The organism is Lacrimispora sp. 38-1, assembly GCF_049890855.1.
Taxonomy (GTDB): Bacteria; Bacillota; Clostridia; order Lachnospirales; family Lachnospiraceae; genus Lacrimispora.
The window spans coordinates 19,138-38,137 of record NZ_JBANEW010000056.1; the positions used below are offsets into that span (position 1 = coordinate 19,138).

Here is a 19,000-nt window from a genome sequence, read left to right on the forward strand (position 1 = left end):
ATGAAACAATGCTTAAAGGGCCCACCATTTTTATGTCTGCTTCAATTGATACACTGATTGATCGGATATTATCAAAAAAGCATAAAAATTCAAAAACAGATACGTTAACTGCCGCTCAATCAAGGATGCTGTTTCTACTTTGGAATAATGACAATATTCCAATTAAAGAAGTTTCTAGAATTACTCATTTAAAAAAGTCCACATTAACCAGCACTCTGAAAAAATTAGAGAAAGCTGGTCATATTAAGCTCACACCAAGCGATAAGGACAAACGCGGTATATTGGTTCAAATAGTAAATAAAAATGAATATCTGGTAGCTCTAAACAAGAAGTTCATTGATGAAACGGCTGATATCTTTTATAAGGGTTTCACAGAGAAAGAAACAGAACTTTATGAAAGTTTCTTAAACAGAACCTTGAAGAATCTGATCGAATATGAAAACAAATTATAAATAACTGATTAAAATACGATAAGGAGAAAATATATGAAAAAAAATATAAAATGGCTATTTCTATTAGTCTTTGTTATTGTCATTCTGGCAGCAGGATGCACAATCAAAAAGAAATCCTCAGAGGCTGTTGATTTAACCTCTATGTCCCCCACCTATAGAGATGTTCTTATTGATACAGTGACAAATGATGACGGAACGAAAAAAGATTTAAAAATGAATGTTTTCGTTCCACCAACAGATACCAGTAAAAAAGCACCTGTTCTTGTATATGTTCACGGCGGCGGCTGGGCAAAGGGTGATTATCAGGGTGATGATGTTGTATCCACAGAAGATGCTACTGCTAAAATGCCTGATAATTCTGGCAAAGACCAGCCAACAGATCAAATGTCCAGTGATAATGCATCTTCATACAAAATTTTCAAAAGCATTCTAAACAATGGTATCGCCTTTGTATCCGTTGATTATCGGCTGAATTCTGAAGCTGCATTTCCAGCTCAGATCTATGATATAAAGGGCGCTATCCGCTATATACGCGCTCATGCCGATGAATACGGTATTGATCCGGATAAAATTGCGATCGTCGGATCTTCGGCTGGCGCACACCTGGCGACCGAGCTTGCGACTACTTCAGATATCAAAACTCTGGAGGGCGATGTTGGCGGTAATCTGGAGTACTCCAGTTCTGTTATTGCTGCAATTGATTTTTATGGCCCGACCGATTTATTGACAATGGCTCCAGAGATGAGTCCTTCCCTGCAATCAAAAGAAGATGCTATTTCGACACACGATGCACCTAGTTCCAATGAATCCAAATTGATCGGTTTTAGCGGAGAGGGCGAAGGCATTGGAGTACTCAGGGAAATCCGAGATGCCAATGATACCAGTTCTCCTTATTGGGATAAAGTCGAGTTAGCTGAACTGGCAAGTCCGATCAATCATATCACATCTGATGATCCGCCAATCTTTATCGCACACGGTGGGCATGACACATTAGTTCCTATAGAGCAAAGCCTGAGATTACGAGAAGCTCTGGCAGAAGCAGGTGTTGAAAGTATATTTATGTCAAATGCTGATGCTCCACATGGATATCAGGGTCAATATGTTAACAATGCTGCATTAACATGGATTACTGATAAATTATTTGCCGATTAATGCAGAAGTATCTGTAGAATAAAAAAGCCAAAACGGGGCTGTTGCACTAATTTCTTACTGCGACAGCCCCTTATTCTAAAACCCATAAATTTAAAATACTGTATTATCTTTTTATACGTTTGTAGTCTTTTGTATAATATTTCCCATTTCTGATATCATCTGTCATTCCCTTATATGGAGCCTCACAGATAACATCGTCATTATCTTTGCCAGCATCACCCATATAAGTTATTTTTGCAAATTCCGGAACAATATATTTGGGATACGTTTCATATTTTACTCTGGATTCTTCCATCAAATCAATGTGCTCATTTTGATGGCAGACTGTGATTTCTGGATGCTCGTGAACCCATTTAGGGAAAAATATAACGCCGTGCAGTTTTCCTTCATTTGGCATAAAGTCTAAGGCTACATCTGTTCCGGTAGGTTCAGTCCAGGTGATTTTAAAAACACCATCTGTCAATTTTACGATATCCGCTTTTTGATCCGTAACCCATCGGCCGGCCACCATTCCGCCATGAATGCGGTAATCTACGGTATTTTCATTTTTTGCATACCATTCATACTCCCAGCCATTATCATATGTGTAAATAAAATGTGTTCCGATAAAATCATTCAAGTCTTTAAAATTCTTTTTGAGTTCCATTTATTTGCCTCCTAGTATGTAAATTATTTATGTTAAATAACACATGACATTCATTTTAACAATTCCAGAATAATTTCTGCTGTTTTATCTATTCCAAATAAATCCGCCCTTAATGACAAGTCATAAGCATTCGCCATGCCCCATTCTTTTTCCATATAATGTTTACAATAACTTTTCCGTTCAGATTCTGCTTTTTTTATTTTCTTCTCAGCTTCTTTTTCATTAAGGTTTTCGCGCTTCATCACTCGTATCTTTTTAGAATTCATATCAGCACAGATAAATACATGGAATGTATTCTTTCGGTCTGCCAGAATAAAATTTGCCAGTCTTCCTATAATGACACAGGATTCCTTTGCAGCAATTTCTTTGATTGTTCTTACTTCTGCATGAAACAGAGCATCATATTTTCCTTCTTCCCCATTGATATAAGCATAATTTTGCGTATATAAATCATAGAGAAAGCTATGTGTCAGTTTCTGATCGTTATTTCGGACAAATTCATCTGAATAACCATTCTCTTTTGCGACCTGATAGATGAGTTCATCGTCATAACAGGCAATCCCAAGTTCCTTTGCCACCAGCTTGCCAATCTCTCTGCCTCCGCTGCCATACTCACGGCCAATGGTAATAACCAGAGGACTCTGTTCTGTCTTTTCAGTATTTCTATCTGCAACCGCATTTACCGGGAATAACCAGTTTGTTAATGAACTTAGTGTTCTTCCAAAAGACCTGGCGATCAGCCCGACAATAAAAGCTGCAATAATGGTTCCTTCTCGGACTCCATTAATTTTATGAAACAGAAAGCAGGAAACAATTGCTGCCATTACTGTCATGGACGCATCAAAACATACTTTCGCCATTCCAAACTCAGCTTTAAATCTCTGTGTCACAGCCTTGACAAAGGCTTCACCTGGAAGCATTACTACATCCGCAATCACTTCCAGATAAACACCAAATCCTAAAATCACACAGCCAATTATCAGGGAAGCAATCTTTAAATAATATTTGTCTGGTTCAAGCCATGACAATAGATTCATCGATGCATCGATAAAATATCCGAATGCAATTGATACAGGTATCTGCAATAACTGCACCTTCTGAAAATTTTTACCCAGTATTGCAACCTGCAATAAGATTAATAACAAGCTGAATATAATTGTAAAATGTCCTAATGTTGGACAAAATCCAAGACTTAATACGTATGGAATACTCGATATTGGTGATGTACCCAGATTTGCCTTTGTGATAAAACTTACACCGAATGAATTGATATACAATCCAATCAGAAATACTATATAACGTTTTGCCAATTCTCTTTTGTTCAAAATTATACTTCCTTCAAGTTCTTATTTACCCGCTCCAAATATTTTAAAAACTGTTCTTTTTCTTTATTTGTAAAATCTTTTAATGCAATGGCTTCCAATATATCAAATGCTTTTTTCACATAGCCAGCTTCCTCTTTTCCTTTTTCTGTTAAATAGACATACAAAAATCTGCGATTATCATTTTGCATTTTTCGCTCGATGATACCATTTTTCTCCATTCGGGATAACAGACTGGTGACGGTTGCCGGCTCAATTCCACATGCCTGTGCAATTTCCTTTTGTACCGATCCGTCATGTTCATATAAATATTCTAAAATCTTGGGTTGTCCCGATGAAAGCTCCCGGTCTGCCAACTGTTCATAAACTTTTTTTGTAAACATGGTATGGTTTTCCAACATTAATTTATGGTACATAAATCTCCCCTCTTTTCTACACACATTGAATTCTAACAGTTAGATTTCTAATTGTCAAGTTTTATTATTGTTTTATAATTAGAACATTTAGAAAATCATTTAGTATCTTTACGATAATATCATATATGCGGAATTGAATACGAAAAGTGATTATTGTGAAGTTTGTGGATATGACGGAGAAATCAGAATTGTTGAAGAAAAAAATACAAATAAATTAGTTTGGGAATGCCCGAATTGCGGCAACCGGGATCAGGATAAGATAAGATAAGTAAGGAAATGAAAGTTACCAGCTTTTCATTTCCTCACTTGTTTTTTATTTCATTTCACTTCTGCGAAGGATATCATATTGCTCCAATTCTGCGCTCAGTTCTACAAAAAGAATCTGCTGCGGGTGGGGAGCACTTTCCTGGCTGTTTCCGTCTTCATCGTAAATAGCCCTAACGGCTGCTTCCAAATTTCTCCCGTCAGGTTTCATGACCTCAATGGTCTCTCCCACCGTGAATTTGTTCTTCTGCTCGATTCTTGCATACCCTCTCTCATCAACAGCCTCTACCGTTCCCAAATAGGTGTAATTTTTTATATAGGTATTGTTGTCGTAGATCTGAGTCGTTTCATCAGGCTTGCCAAAATAAAATCCGGTTGTAAACTCCCTGTAGGTACATTTTCCGATTTCAGACCGGTACCAGTCCATATTTGCTTTATAAAGCTCAGGATCTTTGTTATAATCATCAATGGCTTTCCGGTAGGTTCTCGCCACCGTCGCTACATAAAGAGCCGTTTTCATACGACCTTCGATCTTAAAGCTGTCGATCCCCGCATCCATCATCTCCGGAATATGCTCGATCATACACAAATCCTTGGAATTAAAGATGTAAGTCCCCCGCTCATTTTCATAAACCGGCATATACTCACCCGGACGTTTTTCTTCTACAATGGAATATTTCCATCTGCAGGGGTGGGTGCAGGCGCCCTGGTTTGCATCTCTGCCCGTCATATAGTTGCTCAGTAAGCAGCGGCCGGAATAGGACATGCACATGGCTCCGTGTATAAAGCTTTCGATTTCTAAACCCTCCGGAATCTTCCCCCGGATTTCCTTAATCTCAGCAAGGGAAAGCTCTCTGGCTGATACTACACGTTTTGCCCCCAGCTGATGCCAGAACAGATAGGTTCCATAATTTGTATTGTTCGCCTGGGTGCTGATGTGAAGTTCCATATCAGGAATCACCCGTTTTGCAATTGCGAATACACCTGGATCGGAAATAATCACCGCATCCGGTCTGATTTCTTTTAATTCGTTAAAATATTCCTCTACTCCGGAAAGATCTTCGTTGTGAGCCAGAATATTGGCTGTGATATAGACTTTTACCCCACGGTCGTGGGCAAAGGCAATTCCTTCCCGGATATCGTCATTTGTGAAGTTTTTTGCCTTGGCACGCAGTCCAAAGGCTTCTCCTCCGATATAGACAGCATCTGCACCGTAAATCACTGCGGTTTTTAACACATCCAGGCTGCCTGCCGGAATCAAAAGTTCGGTCTTTCTCATGAAACTCCTCTCTCGTACTTCTCTTTTAGAATGCTGACGGTAATTCCGTCTCCAATGGGAACCACCGATGTAATAAGCTGGTCACAATGCTTTAACTCAAACAAATATTCCCGCATCCGGGTGTGAATGGTCCGGTTGCGCCGATCCACTGCATAGCGGGATTCTATGATATCTCCGTCCTGGAGAACATTGTCTGAAATCAGCATTCCGCCCGGCCTTAAAAGTTCAAGAATTCTGGGAAGCCAGACTAAATACTGACCCTTGGCGGCATCTAAAAAGACAAGGTCAAAGGGGCCGCTAAGCCCCTCTAATACCTCCTCGGCATCCCCTTCGTACAGGGTAATACGATCCGTTTCTCCGGCTCTTTCAAAGTTAAACTTCGCTTCCGGAATTCTCTTCTCATATTTTTCTATGGTAGTAATATGGCAGTTACGGGGCATGACCTCCGCCATCAGAAGGGCAGAATAGCCAACAGCTGTTCCCACCTCTAAAATTGCCTGAGGCTGCATGGCGGCAGTCATTGTCTGTAAAAAGGCTGCGGTCTCTTCTCTTATGACCGGAACCCCGTTTTCTCTTGCCCTTTCTCCAATCTCCGCAAGAAACCCGTTCCGGTCTGTCTCCAGAGATTTAATATATTCCGTTATCCTGTCGTTAACAATCATTGTTTCTCTTTCTTTTCCCCGGTATTATCATTCATCATCTGAAGGATCTCCTTGGAGGTCATGGAAGTGTTAAATGTATAGATTCCCGGATTTACTTTATAATCAAAGAACTCAGCCTGAATGATAAAGGAATATTCATTGGCAATTAAGCCGCTTCCCTTTAGAAGCTTCGCCACCTTGGCGGCTGATGCCCCTTTTTCCACAGTGATACTCTTATCCTGCCCCGGGCTTTGTTCCATAGCGGAAGCATAGAATATCTCATGCCCAAACTCATAGCCTCTGGTCACTCCTTCATACAGCAGCAGTATAACAAGCGCAAAAATAATAAGTCTGGAAGAGATGGCAATAATCGCTCCTGTTATTTTGTTTATCTCATTGGTTGTCCGGCTCATAACAATCCATTCCTTTCGCCTACTCCTAAACCTCCATAATGATCGGCAGAATCATGGGATTACGCTTCATGCGCTTCCAGAGGAAATCGCTTAAGCTGTCCCGGATGATATTCTTGATTTTACCCCAGTCGTTGATCTTGCGTTCCAGACAGTCCTGTACTGCATCATTCACAATGGTTCTCGCCTCTTCCATCAGATCCTCAGATTCTCTCACATACACAAATCCTCTGGAAACGATGTCGGGTCCTGCAAGAAGCTGATTGGAATACTTTTCTAAAGTCAGCACTACCACAATAATTCCGTTCTGAGCCAGATTCTGTCTGTCTCTTAAAACGATATTGCCTACATCACCAACGCCAAGTCCGTCTACCAGGATACCTCCGGACTGGACATGATCCACGATTTTGCAGGATTCCTGTCCCAGCTCCACCACATCTCCCGATGACATGATGACGATATTTTCTTTGGGAATTCCCATAGCTTCAACCAGATTCTTCTGTGCCATAAGGTGACGGAATTCTCCATGCACCGGAATTGCGTATTGGGGACGCACCAGGGCATACATCAGTTTTATCTCCTCCTGGCACGCATGGCCGGAAACATGTGTATCTTCACAAATAACCTCTGCGCCTTTCATGGACAGTTCGTTCACAACCTTAGAAACCGCCTTTTCGTTACCAGGGATGGGATGGGAGCTTAAAATGATCACATCATTCGGCTTAATTGAAATCTTCTTATGGGTGCTGCCTGCCATTCGTGAAAGAGCTGCCATGGATTCTCCCTGACTTCCGGTAGTAATGAGCACGGTCTGCTCATCCGGATAATTTTTCAGCTGGTCAATATCAATCAGGGTTCCTTCCGGTATATTAATATATCCCAGCTCACTTGCAGTCCCAATTACATTAACCATACTGCGGCCTTCCACAACCACCTTACGTCCGTATTTTGCAGCCGAATTGATAACCTGCTGCACTCTGTCTACATTGGAAGCAAAGGTTGCTACAATGATACGGTTGTTCTTATGATCAGCGAAAATGTTATCAAAAGACTTTCCTACGGTCTTCTCAGATGGTGTAAATCCTGGTCTGATTGCATTGGTACTGTCACAAAGCATAGCCAGAACACCCTTTTTCCCCAGCTCTGCAAACCGCTCCAGATCAGCTATTTCTCCAAATACAGGTGTATAGTCAATCTTAAAATCACCGGTGTGTAAAATCACGCCTGCCGGAGAGAATATTGCAAGTGCGGAAGCATCGGCGATACTGTGGTTCGTCTTTATGAACTCAATACGGAAACATCCCAGGTTAATGGACTGTCCGTGTTTGATCACTTTTCTCTTAGTATTTTTTAATAAGTTATGCTCTTTTAACTTATTGTCAATGAGTCCTATCGTCAGCTTTGTCCCGTATACAGGTACATTAATATCCCTTAAAATATAAGGCAGGGCTCCAATATGATCCTCATGTCCATGGGTGATGACAAATCCCTTAACTTTGTTTATATTCTGTTTTAAATAGGAAACATCCGGGATCACCAGGTCGATTCCAAGCATATCATCGGTAGGGAATGCCAGTCCGCAGTCCACAACAATAATGCTGTCCTCGTATTCAAAAGCAGTGATATTCATACCAATCTGCTCCATTCCTCCTAAGGGAATGATTTTTACTTTCGCGTTGCTGTCTTGTTTCTTCAATCTTTTACCTCCGTTTTATTATTTCCCGTCCTGATCTTCTTCCATTTTCTCCCGGCATTCCCTGCAGTACCCGTGAAGTTTCACTTCATGATCTGTTACCATAAACCCCTCTGTATCAAGAAGTGCCTGTTCCAGAGTATCTAAAAGGTCGCCTTTAAAGGAAAATACTTTTTGGCATCGGCTGCAAATGGCATGATGGTGGTGGTGTCCGGACTCACGATTAAAGCCCCCCAGTTCATAGCGGGCGAATCCATCGTCAAAGCTGACCTTATCTATCACTGATAAATCCACCAGCACCTGTACAGTCCTGTAAATCGTGGCAAGTCCTATCTCCGGACAGCTCTGTCTGGCCAGATCATAGATCTCCTCTGCAGTCAGATGTTCTCCCGGACGCTCAGCCATGAGTTCCAGTACCAGCATGCGCTGATTGGTCACCTTGAGTCCTTTTTTTCGAAGCATATCTTTAAAAACTTCCTGTTCCATACAACAGTCCCTCAATCACTTACCATCATTTTTCAATATCTACATCCGCTCCGTCAAGCAGTTCGGAAAATATTTTAAATAAATAATCTATCTCGTTATCATCCTCAACAAACTCATACAAGGCTTCTTCTTCATTCTGCTTTGACAAGTCTTTTAAGATGTAACATTCTCCTTCTTCATCCTCATCTGCACTATCAGTTACCAGCAGATAATTCATACCATTAATTCTGGTTTCTTCCAGAACATAAAAAACAATTTCTTCCCCTTCGTCATTGGTCAGGGTAATTTTCTTTTCTTCACTGTTCATTGCCTGTCTCCCGTTTTAAGCTGTCTAAATATCCCTGCAGAATCAGTCCTGCTGCCACCTTGTCAATCACTGCTTTCCGGTTTTCCCGTCTCACACCGCTTTCCATTAAAATTCTCTCAGAAGCGGCCGTAGTCAGTCTCTCATCCCACAAAATCACAGGAAGCCCTGTCCGGCGGGTAAGCATTTCCTTAAATTCTTCTGTCTTTTTTGCTCTGTCGCCAGCCGTATTATTCATATTCTTAGGATAACCCAAAACAATTGTTTCAATCTCATATTCCTGAATCAGTTCTTCAATCCGGGCACAGGTTCTTCTCAGTTTATTTTCTTCTTCTCTCGTAATTGTCTCCACACCCTGGGCAGTTATACCCAGTAAGTCGGAAACAGCAACTCCCACAGTTTTAGAACCGTAATCAAGTCCCATGATCCTCATATTACCTCTTTCTTGTCCATGCTTTTTGGACATAAAGGTATGTCCGCAGGACGCTCCTCTTTCTTGTCCATGCTTTTTGGACATAAAGGTATGTCCGCAGGACGCTCCTCTTTCTTGTCCATGCTTTTTTGGACATAAAGGTATGTCCGCAGAAAAAAATGTGCAACAAAACAAAGCTGGTTCGCAGCCAACTAGATAAAAAACTAACTGTCAGACTCCGCCTCTTTCCACTTCATCTGACAGCTGTAACGCATTGCAAAGGTCTTATAGAGTTGATACCTGACCGACTGACGTCTAACGGCGTCATTACTTTAACATCGTGTCAATATATACCCGCATCAGTTCTTCCAGAATCTCGTCCCGCTCCACTTTCATGATCAGACTTCTGGCATTCTTATGGCTGGTGATATAGGTAGGATCACCTGACATAATATACCCCACAATCTGGTTAACCGGATTATAGCCTTTTTCTGTGAGGGCAATATAAACCTGTTCCAGTACCTGACTTACGTCCAGCTTATTTTCCTGGACTGCTTTAAAAAATTGTGTATTATGAATATCGCCCATGTTTCTCACGTCCTTTAACTGTTCTCCTTTATTTTAAACCATAATCATGGATTCGGCAAGACAAAAATAATTTTTGTCTCTTAACATTTTAAAAATATAACATCATCTGTCAGCATTTTCCATAAAGTTCCCTTTACCATCGTGCCTTTTATGCCTTCTTCAAATGGGACTGCTGCTTTTATATATTCTTTCGTATGACCGATAATATAGCGCTTTCCATCCATCTCATATTCCTCTTCCATCAGCACTTCCGTCTGGCTTCCCAAATGAGATTTCCGGTAGGAAAGTGACATCTCCTGTTCCAGAGAAAGAAGCTCACTGCTTCGCTCCGCCTTCACAGATTCCGGGATCTGGTCCGGCATATCTGCAGCTCTGGTTCCATTCCTGACAGAATATTTAAACACATGCATTTCGTAAAACTGCAGCTTTTTTAAATACTCTCTAGTTGTTTCAAACTCTTCTTTGGTTTCTCCTGGAAACCCTACTATGATATCGGTTGTAATCGCAGGATTCTTAAATGCACTGCGGAGCAGCTCACAGCCCTTTAAATATTCTTTCGTCGTATATTTCCGGTTCATGCGCTTTAAGGTCGCATCACAGCCGCTTTGCAATGACAAATGAAAATGAGGGCAGATCTTTTCCAGCCCCGCAAGAGTACCTGCAAATTCTTCCGTTATAATCCTTGGTTCCAGAGAACCCAGGCGGATCCGTCTGATTTGTGGAATCTCATGTACTTTTATAATTAAATCCAGCAGGCCGATTCGCTCCTGTACCGGAAAATCCATACCGTAAGAGCTTAAATGGATTCCGGTTAAAACAGCTTCCTCATATCCAAGGGCTGCCAGCCTTCTGATCTCTTCTACCACTTCCTGGGGTTTTCTGCTTCTGACACGGCCTCTGGTGAAGGGAATGATACAATAACTGCAAAACTGGTTACAGCCGTCCTGTACCTTCACAAACGCCCTTGTGTGATCGCCCAGCCGGCTGATGGAAAGGTTCTCATATTCAGCGGTATGGCTGATGTCAATCACCGTTTCTTCCTCTGTCACTTTATTCTGTGCAAAGTAATCTTCCAGAATGGAAACCAGCTCTGTCTTCTTATTATTTCCGATCACAAGATCCACTGCTTCATCTTTTTTCAGCTCTTCACCTGCTGCCTGGACATAACAGCCGGCTGCAACAACAACTGCACCGGGATTCATCTTCTTGGCCCGGTGAAGCATCTGTCTTGATTTCCGGTCTGCAATGTTTGTAACAGAGCAGGTATTGATAATATAAACGTCTGCTCCTTCTGCAAACGGAACAATCTCATAGCCTGCGTTTTCCAAAAGCTGCTGCATCGCTTCTGTCTCATATGAATTTACCTTGCATCCAAGGTTATGCAGGGCTGCCTTTCTCATTTTATTTTCTCCTATCTAAATAATGCTTAAATTTTCAGTATTTTCATGTAAAATTACCATTGACTTTTATACAATAAATCAGTAGTATTGAAGTGAAAAAGGGGGCGGTTCCCTGATTAATAAAAGAGCTCACGCAAGGAGGTTTTTCACATGAAAACAGTTCGTATATCTTTAAATTCCATCGACAAAGTAAAATCTTTCGTAAATGATCTGACAAAATTTGATACAGACTTTGATCTTGTTTCCGGCAGATATGTGATTGATGCAAAATCTATTATGGGTATTTTCAGCCTGGATTTATCCAAGCCCATTGATTTAAACATTCATTCCGAAAGCGCTGTCGATGAAATCTTAAACATTTTATCTCCATATATTGTAGATTAACTGGATTAAGAACTATGTCAGAATGGGATCCGTCCTTTTAAAAAGGAGCCGGACCCCATTTTTTTCTTTAACACCAGACTTTTTCTACGGTGCGAATGGCCGTCTCAACCAGCTCATCAATCTTTTCTTCCAGTTTTTCCTCTGACCGCTCAATCATCTTAATGCTCGGTTTCGTCACGGGATGTTTTGCAACAAAGATGGTACAGCAGTCTTCAAAAGGAAGCACTGAGGTCTCGTAAGTTCCGATCTTTTCTGATACATCTACAATCTCCTGTTTATCAAAGCCAATCACCGGGCGGAATACAGGAATTGTGCAGACTGCGTCAGTGGCTGCCAGTGACTGCATGGTCTGAGAAGCTACCTGGCCGATACTTTCTCCTGTAATCAGTGCCTGGGCTCCAGCTTCTCCTGCCAGATGCTCGGCAATCCGCATCATATACCGTCTCATGATGATCGTAAGCTCCTCGTGAGGGCATTTATCATAAATATAAAGCTGAATGTCAGTAAAATTCACAATATGAAGGTGAACAGGTCCTGAATATCTTGATACCAGCTTAGCAAGGTCAATTACCTTTTCCTTAGCCCGTTCGCTGGTGTATGGCGGAGCATGGAAATAAACCGCGTCAATTTTAACTCCTCGTTTGGCAATCATATAACCGGCTACCGGACTGTCAATGCCTCCTGATAACAGAAGCATGGCTTTTCCGTTGGTTCCTACCGGCATTCCTCCAGGTCCTGGAATGATTTTGGAATATATATTAATTTTATTTCTGACTTCTACATGAAGCATAACTTCCGGCTTATGAACATCAACCTTCGTCTCCGGGAATGTATGAAGGATCACTTCCCCCAAATCCCGGTTAATCTGCTCTGAGTTCACGGGATATCGTTTATTTCCTCTTCTTGCATTCACTTTAAATGTAAAATGCTTATCCTCATAATACTGGTCTACATAAGATAAAACCTGCTGCTTCAAATCCTCATAACCGTTATCTTCTACCTGAACCATGGGGCAGATCGCTGCAATCCCGAATATGCGGCTCAGCGATTCAACAACTTCATCAAAATCATATTCTGATTCTGCTGTAGCATAGATACGTCCGGATTCCTTTGAAACGATAAAATCTCCATCCAGTCTTTTTAAAGCGTGACGAATGTGTGCCACAAGGGCATCCTCAAATAAGAAACGGTTTTTTCCCTTTACACCGATTTCTGCATATTTAATTAAAAATGATTGATATTGCATCTGTTGTCCTTTCTTTGTAAAAACCCATCTAACCTCTCTGATACCGTCTGAGTACAGGTAACAATTCCTTTAAGGTTTCGATGCAGTAGTCCACTTCTTCCCTTGTATTAAAAATTCCGAAGCTGAATCTTAAGGTGGAATCAAGAAGCTCTTGTCTTAAGCCTATCCCTTTTAAGGTTCCGCTGACAGCGGGGTGATTGGAGGAACAGGCGGACCCGGAAGATACATAGATCTCTTTCTCTTCCAATGCATGAAGGAGAACTTCACTGCGGATGCCCATAAAACTGGCGCTGACAATCTGGGGTGCCGACAATTCTCCTTTTAAGCTGTTTATGGTTACTCCCTCTATTTCTGCCAATCTGTCAATCATATAATCCTTAAGCTCTATGATTCCACGGATTTTCTCCCTGTGATTGGTATACATATAGTTTGCAGCAGCAGATAATCCGGCAATACCGGGAACATTCTCAGTTCCGGAGCGCATTCCTCTCTGCTGGCCTCCGCCATAAATCATAGGTCTTATCCTGACCCGCTTGTCAATGTATAAAAAACCGATTCCTTTCGGACCATGTATTTTATGAGCACTTACAGAAAGCAGATCAATTCCCTGGCTTTTAGGCCGGATCAAAAGCTTTCCATAAGCCTGTATGGCATCAACATGAAATAAAGTATTTGGGTTTTTCTTCTTTATAATTTTGGAAATGGCTTCCACTGGTTCAATGGCGCCGATTTCATTGTTTACATACATGATGGAAACCAGAATTGTCTCGGGACAGATTGCTTCCTCCAGTTCTTCTAAGTTAATATGTCCCTGTCCGTCAACAGAAAGATAGGTTACCCGAAATCCCTGTTCTTCCAGATAGGCAAGAGGATTGTATACGGAAGCATGTTCAATTCCAGTGCTGATAATATGGTTTCCCGCCCGTTTATTGGCCATAGCGGTCGCAATAATAGCCATATTGTTGGACTCGGAACCACCGGATGTAAATACAATCTCCTTAGCAGCCACCTTTAAAGTTCCTGCTATGGTTTCAGCCGCTTCTTTGATATACCGTTCCGCATCCAGTCCTCTTTTATGCTTGGAAGATGGATTTCCATAATCCTCCATCATCGTTTTTATTACAATTTCTTTTACCGGCTCCAGAACTTTGGTCGTTGCCGAATTATCAAAATATGCCTCCATTTAAATTATCTCCCTAAACGCTTTCCAACTGAAATGCAAGTACGGAGAGAACAAAAAGTCCCGCTGTTTCCGTCCGTAAGATGCGCTTACCCAGTGTGATTGTATTGGCGCCGTATGTTTCTCCAAGTTCCACTTCTCCATCTTCAAATCCGCCTTCCGGTCCTATAAAAATCCCGACTTTCATCCCCGGTTTTATGCAGGAAAAAATCTCCCGGGTCTGCGCCATGCCTTCTGCATGTTCAAAGGGAAGTAACAGTACGTCAAATTCCTTTGCATATTCAAACGCCTCACGAAGAGTTTTTACACCGGTCACTTCCGGAATCATAAGCCGTTTGGACTGTTTGGCTGCGCTTTCTGAAACAGCCGCCCAGCGTTTGATTTTTGACTCCTCTTTCTTTTTATCCAGCTTCACCACAGCACGCTTTGTTTCAACCGGAATAATCTGGTACACTCCCAGTTCAACGGCTTTCTGTATAATCAGTTCCATCTTATCGCTTTTGGGAAGTCCCTGGAATAAATAAAGCTTCACAGGCAGCTCTGAGCCGCCTTCCCGGATCTCCAATATTTCCGCCGTAACTTCATCAGATGAAATGGACCGGATCTCACACAAATAATCTTTATCCACTCCATTGCTAAGCAGGATTTCTTCTCCCGGTCCCATACGCAGGACATTTTTTATATGATTCACATCCGTTCCTGTGATCCGGACCGTGGTATCTCCAATCTGATCCTGCTGCACAAAAAAATGATACATTCTTTACCTACGCTCCTCATTCCTATTTCTTTCTGACGGTCACAGAAACCCACTCTCCCTGATAAGTGATCTCCACCAGTTCAAAGGCATCATTGGCAGCAAACGCCTGCTTCACCGCTTCTTCTTTCATATTAATGATGCCGGAGGTAATAAAGATGGCACCCTTCTTCATATGAACCGGGACTTCTTTCTGCAACGGGATAATTACATCAGCCAGTATGTTTGCAACTACAACATCGTATTTTTCAAAGCCCGCAGCTTCTTTTACTTCCTGATCATCAATGATATTACCTTTTAAAACTTTAAATTTGGCGGGATCAATGTGATTGGAGTCCATATTTTCCATTACGGCAACGATGGCATTTTCATCCAGATCTGTTCCGAAAACCTCCCGGGCTCCCAGCTTTAACGCTGTGATTCCCAAAATTCCGCTTCCTGTTCCCACATCAAGAACAAGAGTATCCGGCGTCACATATTTTTTCAGCTGGCGGATGCAAAGCTGAGTGGTCTCATGCTGCCCCGTACCAAAGGCAGTTCCCGGATCGATTTCAATTAAAAGCTTGTCTTTATGTTCTTCAGGAATTGCCTCCCAGGTTGGCTTAATTAAAATATCATCAACTGTAAATGGTTTAAAATACTGCTTCCAGTTGTTAATCCAGTCTTTATCCTCTGTCTCGCTGGTCTCAATGGTACGGGCTCCTAAATCTGTAAACATGGAAAGCTCGTCCAGTCCCTCTTCCACCTTTTTTAACATCCCATCTATATCCATATCAGAGTCAGGATCCAGATAAAAGCTGACTCTTGCAATTCCTTCATCCGGCGGAAGTTCCGGAAGAATATCAATAAACATCCCCTTTGTTTCCGCTTCTGTAAGAGGAATATTGTCTTCTATTTCAATTCCTTCAATTCCAATTTCATCAAACATGCTGCTGACCAAATCAACAGCCTCCGTGGTTGTAGTAAGAGTAAATTTCTTCCATTTCATAACAATTCCCTATCCTTTTATTATTTTCACAAAGAGACACAACAGGACCACAAGTACAACAGGACGGACAATCTTCAGCCCATTCTTCACTACAAGGCCCGAACCGATATAATGTCCTGCTATACAGAATACACCGGCCGCAAGGCCAAGGGGTATTAATACTTTTCCATTTATTAAAAATGTTGTAAGAGCTGCAATATTGGAGGACAAATTAATGACCTTGGTTGTACCGGAAGCGTTTCTGATATCCATTCCTGCAAGTCCGGTCAGCACAAGAAGCAGAAATGTTCCAGTTCCCGGTCCGTAAAAACCGTCATAGCATCCGATCACAAGAGCTGCTCCCATGGTGATCAGAAACATCTTCTTCTCAGATACTACTTTTTTATCTTCCTGCTCTCCCAAATCTTTATTCTTCAAAACATAGAATGCAACAACCGGCAATGCCACTAACATCATGGTTTTTAACACTCTTTCGCTGGCAAGCATGGATAAATGGGCTCCGATTACGGAACCGCCCATTGCCAGAAGTGCTGCACACAAGGACAGTTTCACTTTAATATAACCATTTTTTGCAAACCGTGCCGTAGAAACCACCGTCCCCATGGCAGATCCCATCTTATTGGTTCCAATAGCAAGATGAGGTGGTATTCCTGCAGCAAGATAGGCAGGCAGCGAGATGAGTCCTCCCCCGCCGGCAATGGAGTCCATAAGACCTGCCAGAAAAACAAGAGGGCAGACTATTAAATATTGAACCATCGTCTGTTTCCTTTCTTTAGTCAATTCCTTTTCGAATAAAAATCCTTCATAAGGAAAACCACATGATATCATAACATACAATGATATGGGTTGCAAGCGCATAAAATCAGGCATTATCCGCTATATTCCGGAAAAAAATAATTTTTTTTAAAATTTTTTAAAAAGTTTGCAATAAAAATTCTTCCTGGTGCATTAACTAATTGAACGGATGAAAAAGACTTTTGTTCCGTACCGGATGTAAGGGCAAAAAAAACATATCAAGTAAACGAAATTCCTTGATGCATTACACCCCATCACACCCGCCTGAGTGTCCGGGACCGGAACAGAATCTTTTTTACAAAATTACAATCTAAAGGCAATTAGAATTTGTAATGAAAAACAGGAGAAATTTGGAACGGCTGATGATTCAGTCATCTCAAATGTCTCCTGTTTTTTGTTTATTCAAAAAGATCCTTACGGAACCCATGCCCCGTCAGCTCCAACCTTATATCCATCCGGTGTGACTGTATTAAGAAGAAGTCTGCCCAGTGTTCCGTCAGACTTGGTGTTAAAATAATATGCCTTTTTGTCAATCAGCTGCCAGCCGGTTCTCATGGCGCCAAGCATTCCGTCATCAACCGGATTTAAATAATACTTTGCACCGTTCTGATCCGTATACCAGCCTGTAACCATGTGTCCCCCCTGATCAAAACGATACCATCTGCCGTCTATAAATTTCCAGCAGTCAGAAGGCCATGTACCGTCACTGTACTGAAACCACCAGCCTGCAGGGCTGTAGTACCACCCTCTTCCATCGCTTCGGTTTCCCGGTCCATCGTCGTCATCTTCCTCGTCATCCCAGAAGTCAAAATATTCACTGGAATTACCCGGTCCGCCAAATGTGGTTCCGGAACCATTAGAGCCCGGAAAATTTCTTGCGGTCAGTCCATTATCTGCCAATGCATTCATGGACAGCAGGATCATCATCCCTGACAAAGCCGCTGCCCATAAAATTTTTTTACTTCCCCTTTTCATACCTTCCCCCTTCTCTGAGACATGTACTTTCAAAGTCTTTATTTGAAAAGTCCCTTCTTTTTATGTTTATCACTGTCCGTATTACCGTTCATCGCATCATCAAAATTCTTCAGCGCTTCTTTTTGTGCCTCAGTCAGGCGCTCAGGGACTGAAACAACCAGTGTGACATAGTGATCACCTCTGACAGCACGGTTACGCAGAGTAGGGACACCCTTTCCTTTTAAGCGCACCTTGGTATCTGTCTGGGTTCCTGATTTTACTTCATATTCCACATCGCCGTCTACCGTTTTTATCAGAATGGTTCCACCCAGTGCCGCTTTTGCAAAGGAAATGGGTACAGTGGAGAAAATGCTGGTATCCTGACGTTTAAATATGGGGTGATTGGATACCACTGCCTCAACCAGAAGATCACCTCTCTCTCCGCCGTTGCTTCCAGGTTCCCCTGCTCCCGCCAGACGGACAGACTGTCCGTTGTCAATTCCTGCCGGAACGGTAACCTTAATTTTCTTTCTTCTGGTAATGTATCCTGTTCCGTAGCAGTCCGGGCACTTCTCCTTAATCACCTTGCCGGTACCGCCGCAGTCCGGGCAGGTCTGTACATTCTGTATCTGACCAAAGAAAGACTGCTGAGTGTACATAATCTTGCCTTTTCCGTTACATTTGGAGCAGGTCACCGGAGATGTTCCCGCTTTTGCGCCGCTTCCATGACAGGAAGCACACTCTTCCTTAAAATTGATCTCAATCTCCCGCTCGCAACCGAAAATCGCTTCCTCAAAACTGATTCGGATGCTGGTTCTTAAGTTGGCTCCCTTTAATGGACCGTTATACTGGGCGCTTCTTCTTCCGCCACCAAAGATATCTCCGAAAATATCTCCGAAAATATCTCCCATATCCGAGCCATTAAAATCGAAGCCGCCAAATCCGCCTGCTCCGCCGCTTCCGTCAAATGCAGCAGAACCAAACTGGTCATACTGACGTCTCTTATCCGGATCGCTTAAAACACTGTAAGCTTCGGAGGCCTGTTTGAATTTTTCAGCAGCGGCAGCATCTCCAGGGTTCGTATCCGGATGGTATTTTTTAGCCAATGCGCGATAGGCCTTCTTAAGTGCTGCATCATCTGCATCTTTGGAAACGCCAAGGATTTCATAATAATCTTTTTTACTTTCTGCCATCTTAGGTCTACCTCTCATAATTGTAAGGAATTTATTCCTGC

22 protein-coding genes and 1 pseudogene are annotated in these 19,000 nt (G+C 42.0%); 4 read left to right on the forward strand and 19 right to left on the reverse strand.

Features of this window, described 5'->3' with window-relative positions:
- Window positions 1-8: 8 nt before the first annotated feature.
- Both V7D18_RS15050 and V7D18_RS15055 read left to right on the forward strand, forming a co-directional pair.
- Complete coding sequence (locus V7D18_RS15050) at window positions 9-452, forward strand: MarR family winged helix-turn-helix transcriptional regulator (RefSeq protein WP_426155253.1); 444 nt, start codon at window positions 9-11, stop codon at window positions 450-452.
- Window positions 453-485: 33 nt separating this feature from the next.
- Window positions 486-1,604 carry an alpha/beta hydrolase fold domain-containing protein gene (locus V7D18_RS15055; protein WP_426155255.1) on the forward strand — a complete coding sequence of 373 codons (1,119 nt, stop codon included), beginning with the start codon at window positions 486-488 and terminating at the stop codon, window positions 1,602-1,604.
- Between the two features lie 103 nt (window positions 1,605-1,707).
- Here V7D18_RS15055 and V7D18_RS15060 read toward each other — a convergent pair whose 3' ends face one another.
- From V7D18_RS15060 to V7D18_RS15070, 3 genes are read right to left on the reverse strand one after another with little or no spacing between them, the layout of a single operon-like run.
- Window positions 1,708-2,250 carry a phenolic acid decarboxylase gene (locus V7D18_RS15060; RefSeq protein WP_426155257.1) on the reverse strand — a complete coding sequence of 181 codons (543 nt, stop codon included), beginning with the start codon at window positions 2,248-2,250 and terminating at the stop codon, window positions 1,708-1,710.
- Between the two features lie 50 nt (window positions 2,251-2,300).
- Complete coding sequence (locus tag V7D18_RS15065) at window positions 2,301-3,575, reverse strand: DUF6198 family protein (protein WP_426155259.1); 1,275 nt, start codon at window positions 3,573-3,575, stop codon at window positions 2,301-2,303.
- Window positions 3,576-3,577: 2 nt separating this feature from the next.
- Window positions 3,578-3,988, reverse strand: a complete 411-nt coding sequence (locus tag V7D18_RS15070; RefSeq protein ID WP_426155261.1) for a MarR family winged helix-turn-helix transcriptional regulator — start codon at window positions 3,986-3,988, stop codon at window positions 3,578-3,580.
- Between the two features lie 103 nt (window positions 3,989-4,091).
- Here V7D18_RS15070 and nrdD point away from each other — a divergent pair.
- Window positions 4,092-4,250 (forward strand): annotated as a pseudogene (gene nrdD / locus V7D18_RS15075) (anaerobic ribonucleoside-triphosphate reductase); the annotation flags it as partial.
- Window positions 4,251-4,301: 51 nt separating this feature from the next.
- Here nrdD and V7D18_RS15080 read toward each other — a convergent pair.
- The 9 genes from V7D18_RS15080 to mtaB all read right to left on the reverse strand — a co-directional run bounded on the left by V7D18_RS15080 (window position 4,302) and on the right by mtaB (window position 11,465).
- Window positions 4,302-5,531 (reverse strand): peptidase U32 family protein, encoded by a 1,230-nt coding sequence (locus V7D18_RS15080; protein WP_426155263.1) that lies wholly within the window; start codon window positions 5,529-5,531, stop codon window positions 4,302-4,304.
- Window positions 5,528-6,193: an O-methyltransferase gene (locus tag V7D18_RS15085; RefSeq protein ID WP_426155265.1), complete on the reverse strand. Its 666-nt coding sequence runs from the start codon at window positions 6,191-6,193 to the stop codon at window positions 5,528-5,530. Before V7D18_RS15085 ends, V7D18_RS15080 begins: the two co-directional genes overlap by 4 nt.
- Window positions 6,190-6,585, reverse strand: coding sequence for an endolytic transglycosylase MltG (locus V7D18_RS15090; protein ID WP_426155267.1), 396 nt, complete (start codon window positions 6,583-6,585; stop codon window positions 6,190-6,192). The genes V7D18_RS15085 and V7D18_RS15090 overlap by 4 nt, the downstream gene beginning before the upstream one ends.
- 25 nt (window positions 6,586-6,610) lie before the next feature.
- A complete protein-coding gene (locus tag V7D18_RS15095) occupies window positions 6,611-8,278 on the reverse strand; it encodes a ribonuclease J (protein WP_426155268.1) in 1,668 nt (555 codons plus the stop codon).
- 18 nt (window positions 8,279-8,296) lie between these two features.
- Window positions 8,297-8,761 carry a Fur family transcriptional regulator gene (locus V7D18_RS15100; RefSeq protein WP_104436685.1) on the reverse strand — a complete coding sequence of 155 codons (465 nt, stop codon included), beginning with the start codon at window positions 8,759-8,761 and terminating at the stop codon, window positions 8,297-8,299.
- A gap of 25 nt (window positions 8,762-8,786) precedes the next feature.
- A complete protein-coding gene (locus V7D18_RS15105) occupies window positions 8,787-9,068 on the reverse strand; it encodes a DUF1292 domain-containing protein (protein WP_426155270.1) in 282 nt (93 codons plus the stop codon).
- A complete protein-coding gene (gene ruvX, locus V7D18_RS15110; protein ID WP_426155272.1) occupies window positions 9,058-9,498 on the reverse strand; it encodes a Holliday junction resolvase RuvX in 441 nt (146 codons plus the stop codon). Before ruvX ends, V7D18_RS15105 begins: the two co-directional genes overlap by 11 nt.
- A 306-nt stretch (window positions 9,499-9,804) precedes the next feature.
- Window positions 9,805-10,065: an IreB family regulatory phosphoprotein gene (locus V7D18_RS15115; RefSeq protein ID WP_117416444.1), complete on the reverse strand. Its 261-nt coding sequence runs from the start codon at window positions 10,063-10,065 to the stop codon at window positions 9,805-9,807.
- Window positions 10,066-10,145: 80 nt separating this feature from the next.
- A complete protein-coding gene (gene mtaB / locus V7D18_RS15120; protein ID WP_426155274.1) occupies window positions 10,146-11,465 on the reverse strand; it encodes a tRNA (N(6)-L-threonylcarbamoyladenosine(37)-C(2))-methylthiotransferase MtaB in 1,320 nt (439 codons plus the stop codon).
- Between the two features lie 150 nt (window positions 11,466-11,615).
- On the opposite strand from mtaB, the gene V7D18_RS15125 reads away from it, so the two are divergent.
- The gene (locus V7D18_RS15125; protein WP_104436689.1) at window positions 11,616-11,849 is read left to right on the forward strand and encodes a PTS sugar transporter; all 234 of its coding nucleotides are present in this window, start codon (window positions 11,616-11,618) and stop codon (window positions 11,847-11,849) included.
- A 67-nt stretch (window positions 11,850-11,916) separates the two neighbouring features.
- On the opposite strand, the gene thiI is transcribed toward V7D18_RS15125, so the two are convergent.
- The 7 genes from thiI to dnaJ form a co-directional block, all read right to left on the reverse strand.
- On the reverse strand, window positions 11,917-13,095 hold the full coding sequence (gene thiI, locus V7D18_RS15130) for a tRNA uracil 4-sulfurtransferase ThiI (RefSeq protein ID WP_426155276.1): 1,179 nt from the start codon (window positions 13,093-13,095) through the stop codon (window positions 11,917-11,919).
- 28 nt (window positions 13,096-13,123) lie between these two features.
- Window positions 13,124-14,278: a cysteine desulfurase family protein gene (locus tag V7D18_RS15135; RefSeq protein ID WP_426155278.1), complete on the reverse strand. Its 1,155-nt coding sequence runs from the start codon at window positions 14,276-14,278 to the stop codon at window positions 13,124-13,126.
- Window positions 14,279-14,291: 13 nt separating this feature from the next.
- Window positions 14,292-15,032 (reverse strand): 16S rRNA (uracil(1498)-N(3))-methyltransferase, encoded by a 741-nt coding sequence (locus V7D18_RS15140; RefSeq protein ID WP_426155280.1) that lies wholly within the window; start codon window positions 15,030-15,032, stop codon window positions 14,292-14,294.
- Between the two features lie 22 nt (window positions 15,033-15,054).
- The gene (prmA, locus tag V7D18_RS15145) at window positions 15,055-16,017 is read right to left on the reverse strand and encodes a 50S ribosomal protein L11 methyltransferase (protein WP_426155281.1); all 963 of its coding nucleotides are present in this window, start codon (window positions 16,015-16,017) and stop codon (window positions 15,055-15,057) included.
- A 9-nt stretch (window positions 16,018-16,026) separates the two neighbouring features.
- The gene (locus tag V7D18_RS15150; protein ID WP_426155283.1) at window positions 16,027-16,773 is read right to left on the reverse strand and encodes a sulfite exporter TauE/SafE family protein; all 747 of its coding nucleotides are present in this window, start codon (window positions 16,771-16,773) and stop codon (window positions 16,027-16,029) included.
- Window positions 16,774-17,226: 453 nt separating this feature from the next.
- Complete coding sequence (locus tag V7D18_RS15155; protein WP_426155285.1) at window positions 17,227-17,787, reverse strand: glucan-binding protein; 561 nt, start codon at window positions 17,785-17,787, stop codon at window positions 17,227-17,229.
- 38 nt (window positions 17,788-17,825) lie between these two features.
- Entirely contained in the window at window positions 17,826-18,959 is a 1,134-nt protein-coding gene (gene dnaJ, locus V7D18_RS15160; RefSeq protein WP_426155287.1) for a molecular chaperone DnaJ, read from the reverse strand.
- Between the last annotated feature and the right edge of the window lie 41 nt (window positions 18,960-19,000).

Coding starts and splice junctions, on each gene's coding strand:
- V7D18_RS15050 (WP_426155253.1), top strand. CDS start 9: ATGCTTAAAGGGCCCACCATTTTTATGTCTGCTTCAATTGATACACTG.
- V7D18_RS15055 (WP_426155255.1), top strand. CDS start 486: ATGAAAAAAAATATAAAATGGCTATTTCTATTAGTCTTTGTTATTGTC.
- V7D18_RS15060 (WP_426155257.1), bottom strand. CDS start 2,250: ATGGAACTCAAAAAGAATTTTAAAGACTTGAATGATTTTATCGGAACA.
- V7D18_RS15070 (WP_426155261.1), bottom strand. CDS start 3,988: ATGTACCATAAATTAATGTTGGAAAACCATACCATGTTTACAAAAAAA.
- V7D18_RS15080 (WP_426155263.1), bottom strand. CDS start 5,531: ATGAGAAAGACCGAACTTTTGATTCCGGCAGGCAGCCTGGATGTGTTA.
- V7D18_RS15085 (WP_426155265.1), bottom strand. CDS start 6,193: ATGATTGTTAACGACAGGATAACGGAATATATTAAATCTCTGGAGACA.
- V7D18_RS15090 (WP_426155267.1), bottom strand. CDS start 6,585: ATGAGCCGGACAACCAATGAGATAAACAAAATAACAGGAGCGATTATT.
- V7D18_RS15100 (WP_104436685.1), bottom strand. CDS start 8,761: ATGGAACAGGAAGTTTTTAAAGATATGCTTCGAAAAAAAGGACTCAAG.
- V7D18_RS15105 (WP_426155270.1), bottom strand. CDS start 9,068: ATGAACAGTGAAGAAAAGAAAATTACCCTGACCAATGACGAAGGGGAA.
- ruvX (WP_426155272.1), bottom strand. CDS start 9,498: ATGAGGATCATGGGACTTGATTACGGTTCTAAAACTGTGGGAGTTGCT.
- V7D18_RS15115 (WP_117416444.1), bottom strand. CDS start 10,065: ATGGGCGATATTCATAATACACAATTTTTTAAAGCAGTCCAGGAAAAT.
- mtaB (WP_426155274.1), bottom strand. CDS start 11,465: ATGAGAAAGGCAGCCCTGCATAACCTTGGATGCAAGGTAAATTCATAT.
- V7D18_RS15125 (WP_104436689.1), top strand. CDS start 11,616: ATGAAAACAGTTCGTATATCTTTAAATTCCATCGACAAAGTAAAATCT.
- thiI (WP_426155276.1), bottom strand. CDS start 13,095: ATGCAATATCAATCATTTTTAATTAAATATGCAGAAATCGGTGTAAAG.
- V7D18_RS15135 (WP_426155278.1), bottom strand. CDS start 14,278: ATGGAGGCATATTTTGATAATTCGGCAACGACCAAAGTTCTGGAGCCG.
- V7D18_RS15140 (WP_426155280.1), bottom strand. CDS start 15,032: ATGTATCATTTTTTTGTGCAGCAGGATCAGATTGGAGATACCACGGTC.
- prmA (WP_426155281.1), bottom strand. CDS start 16,017: ATGAAATGGAAGAAATTTACTCTTACTACAACCACGGAGGCTGTTGAT.
- V7D18_RS15150 (WP_426155283.1), bottom strand. CDS start 16,773: ATGGTTCAATATTTAATAGTCTGCCCTCTTGTTTTTCTGGCAGGTCTT.
- V7D18_RS15155 (WP_426155285.1), bottom strand. CDS start 17,787: ATGAAAAGGGGAAGTAAAAAAATTTTATGGGCAGCGGCTTTGTCAGGG.
- dnaJ (WP_426155287.1), bottom strand. CDS start 18,959: ATGGCAGAAAGTAAAAAAGATTATTATGAAATCCTTGGCGTTTCCAAA.